Annotated in this window: 4 protein-coding genes; 3 read left to right on the forward strand and 1 reads right to left on the reverse strand. The window is 64.4% G+C overall.

Annotation, left to right across the window (positions count from 1 at the left end):
- Positions 1-102 precede the first annotated feature (102 nt).
- Complete coding sequence (tsf, locus tag EOD07_RS25865; RefSeq protein WP_127237431.1) at positions 103-1,023, forward strand: translation elongation factor Ts; 921 nt, start codon at positions 103-105, stop codon at positions 1,021-1,023.
- A 54-nt stretch (positions 1,024-1,077) separates the two neighbouring features.
- On the opposite strand, the gene EOD07_RS25870 is transcribed toward tsf, so the two are convergent.
- Entirely contained in the window at positions 1,078-2,004 is a 927-nt protein-coding gene (locus EOD07_RS25870) for a LysR family transcriptional regulator (protein WP_127237432.1), read from the reverse strand.
- Positions 2,005-2,118: 114 nt separating this feature from the next.
- On the opposite strand from EOD07_RS25870, the gene EOD07_RS25875 reads away from it, so the two are divergent.
- Positions 2,119-2,646 (forward strand): nuclear transport factor 2 family protein, encoded by a 528-nt coding sequence (locus tag EOD07_RS25875; RefSeq protein WP_127237433.1) that lies wholly within the window; start codon positions 2,119-2,121, stop codon positions 2,644-2,646.
- Between the two features lie 35 nt (positions 2,647-2,681).
- On the forward strand, positions 2,682-3,791 hold the full coding sequence (locus EOD07_RS25880) for an aldo/keto reductase (RefSeq protein WP_127237434.1): 1,110 nt from the start codon (positions 2,682-2,684) through the stop codon (positions 3,789-3,791).
- Positions 3,792-3,889: the final 98 nt, after the last annotated feature.

Below are 3,889 nucleotides of genomic sequence, written 5' to 3' on the forward strand. Positions count from 1 at the left end.
GCCTTCATCTTTCCAATAAGTTGGCGCGCTAAAGCGCTTTTGCCGAGCGCATCACCCGAGTCCCGGTTGGTGCGTCGGCGCATTTGAAACAAAGAGGCGACAATGACGATTTCGGCTGCACAGGTCAAAGAACTCCGCGACTTGACCGGCGCGGGCATGATGGACTGCAAGGCGGCGTTGAACGAGACCAACGGCGACATGGAAGCGGCCGTCGACTGGCTGCGCAAGAAGGGTATCTCGAAGGCTGACAAGAAGGCCGGGCGCACCGCCGCCGAGGGCCTGATCGGCGTCGACGCCGGCGTGCGTGAAGCGGCCGTTGTCGAGGTCAATTCCGAGACCGACTTCGTTGCCCGCAATGCGGCCTTCCAGGAGATTGTCGCCAACGTCGCCAAGGTGGCGCTCGCCTACGGCGCGACCGAGGCCGTGGCTGCCGCCAAGTATCCGGGCTCCGACAAGTCGGTCACCGACACCATCAAGGACGCGGTCGGCACGATCGGCGAGAACATGGGCTTCCGCCGTTCGGCGAAGCTCACTGTGCCGCATGGCGCGGTGGCGACCTATGTCCACAACGCGGTTGCCGACGGCCTCGGCAAGCTCGGCGTGCTGGTGGCGATCGAGACCACCGGCAACGAGCATGCGGCCAACGCCTTTGCCCGCCAGGTTGCGATGCATGTCGCCGCCAGCAACCCGGTCGCGCTGAGCGCCGAGGAAGTCGATCCGGCCCTGGTCGAGCGCGAGAAGGCGATCTTCTCCGATCAGGCGCGCCAGTCGGGCAAGCCGGAAGCGATCATCGAGAAGATGGTCGAGGGCCGCCTGCGCAAGTTCTATGAAGAGGTAGTGCTTTTGAAGCAGGCCTTCGTGCTCAATCCCGACATCACCGTCGAGAAGGCGCTGAAGGATGCCGAGAAGGAGATCGGCGCACCGGCGAAGATCACCGCCTATCTGCGTTACGCGCTGGGCGAGGGCATCGAGAAGGAAACGACCGATTTCGCGGCGGAAGTCGCGGCCGCGGTCAAGAAATAGCTCTGATCCAAGGGGGGCGCATCGCGTTTCCCTTAAGGTAAAGAGCTCACGAGCTCAGGCAACTCGGCCGGGTGTCCGCATGGATGTCCGGCCGATTTCTTGTGCGGTGTCGATAAAGGCCCTGAGCTTCGGCGCCATCGACGCGCGGCGCGGGAAATAGAGGAAGAGGCCCGGCTCCTCGATCGCCGTCTGCGGCAGGATCTGGACGAGGCGGCCGGCGGCAAGGTCGGCGCGTACCAGCGGCTCGAAAACGTAGGCGAGCCCGACGCCGGCCAGCGCCAGGTCGACGGCGCCAAGCGAATCCGTGACGATGGCCGTGCCGCGCGTCTCGACGACGACATCCTTGCCGTTGTCGCTCAGATTCCAGCGGTAAAGCGCGCCGGAACGAACCAGCCGGTAGCCGATGCAGTTGTGACTGGCGAGATCGGCCACGTCGCGCGGACGACCATGCTTTCCGACATAGGCGGGAGAGGCGACCATCACGGCTTTGAACGGCGGCGTCATCCTGACGATCACCATGTCCTGCGCGATCATTTCACCAAGCCGGATGCCGGCATCGAAACCTTCGCCGACGATATCGATAAGTCCCTGGTCGGCAACGATCTCGACCGTCACATCGGGGTAGCGCTCCGCCATGGCCGCGACCACCGGCGTGACCGCCAGGGGGGTCGCTATGTTGGAGGCGTTGATCCTGAGCAGGCCGGCCGGCCTTCCCTTGACGCCGCGGATGCGGTCCATCCGCTCGGCGATGTCCTGCAGCGCTGGGGCCGCGGTCTCCACCAGCGCCTTGCCCGCCTCGGTCAGCGAGACGCTGCGCGTCGTGCGGGCAAAGAGCGGCTGGCCTATGCGCTCTTCCACCAGCCGGACCGCATGGCTCACGGCGGATGGGCTCATGCCGAGCTCAGCGGCGGCAAGCGCGAAGCCGCCGCGCCGCGCCACGGCGACGATGACCGGAAGATGTGTGAGCAGATCGCGATCCATTCATGAATGATATCGCATAGTCTTTGCGAACAATGCAATCTTATCGATGCTCCTCAGTCAGCTCATATTGGCGTCAACACATCGGCGGCGGGCTGATGCTCAAGGAGAGACGAAATGAACGCGTTGAGACATGTAACTTTTGCCGCAGGCATGGCATTGGCGCCGGTCGATGCCGGCGGGGCCGAACCGGTCGGCTGGCAGGCGTTTGCCGACGAGCGCGCCGTCATCCGCATTGTCGACGCCATCGACCGCGCGGTGGATGCACAGGACTGGACGCTGGCGCGCAGCTATTTCGCCGAGCGTGTCACGGCCGATTTCAGCAGCCTCTCCGGCCAGCCCGCGGCGAACATCGCGTCCGACGACCTGATCGGCGCCAGGGCGGGCAACCTCAAGGGCAGCAAGACCAGCCTGCATCTGCGCACCAATCATCAGGTCGCGCTCGAAGCCGACGCAGCGACCGTCCGTTCCAATGGCTATGCCTGGAACCGGATGGAAGGCAATGGCGACCCGCTCTGGGAAGTCTGGGGCACATACGAGCACCACCTGACGCGCTCGGCTGCCGGCTGGAAGGTCGACGGCTTCACATTCCGCATGACGCATGAGCGCGGCAATCCCTGGGTCAAGTCAACCCCCGGCCAGTGACTGGCAGCAAATCAGTTCAGAATCGGAAGACCACCATGACCATGACCTATTACACGCTTGGCAACAGCGGCCTACGCGTCAGCCGGCTGGCTCTCGGCACCATGACCTTCGGCACCGAGTGGGGCTGGGGCGCGGACAGGGACACCGCCCGCGCGATGTTCGACGCATATGTCGAAGCGGGCGGCAATTTCTTCGACACGGCCGACCTTTACACGGGCGGCACGGCTGAGACTTGGCTTGGCGAATTCGTCGCCGAGCGCGGCTTGCGCGACAAGGCGGTCATCGCCACCAAGTTCACCTTCAATTCGGAACCGGGCAATCCCAACACCGGCGGCAATGGCCGCAAGAACATCATGCGGGCGGTCGAGGCTTCGCTGAAGCGGCTCGGCACCGACTATATCGACCTTTATCTTCTGCACGTCTGGGACAGGATCACCCCGGCCGAGGAGGTGCTGCGCACGCTGGACGACCTCGTTCGCGCCGGCAAGGTGCGCCATATCGGCCTCTCCGACGTGCCGGCCTGGTATGCCGGCCGCGCCCAGGCGATCGCCGAACTGCGCGGCTATGAGCCGGTCTCGGCGCTGCAGCTCGAATATTCGCTCGCCGAGCGCGCCATCGAACATGAATATGTGCCTTTCGCCACCCGTCATGGCGCGGGCATCATGGTTTGGAGCCCTTTGGCCAGCGGCCTGCTCAGCGGCAAATACAGGCCGGCGCAAGCCGGAAATGCCGGTAGGCTCGACGGTTTCCGCAACACCACGCATCCCGGCTTCCAGAAGTTCAGCGACCGCAATTGGGCGATCGTGGCGGAACTTGAGAAGGTGGCGGCCGAGCTTGGCCGCAGCATGGCGCAGGTCGCGCTCAACTGGGTGGCGACGCAGCCCGGCATCGCCTCCGTCATCCTTGGAGCGACGAGGCTCAACCAGCTCGAGGATAATCTTGGCGCGCTCGATTTTTCGATTCCCGCAGAGCTTCGCGCGCGGCTGGAAAAGGTCAGCGCCACGCCGGCGCCGTTCCCGCATTCCTATTTCGGACCCGAGATCCAGGTTCGGGTGACCGGTGGCGCGGTGACCGGCGACAAGCCGGCCGGTTATTCGCCTGCGGTCATGATCGAGGGCGAAGCGGTCAGCATCTCGAGCAGCTGATCAAAAGACGGCAACTGATCAGAAGGCGGCTACTGACCGAAAAAGCCTGGAATTTTGCACGAGGGCGCGGCGTGACATCGCCGCGCCCTTCGTGTATC

The sequence above is a fragment of the Mesorhizobium sp. M2C.T.Ca.TU.002.02.1.1 genome (assembly GCF_003997225.1).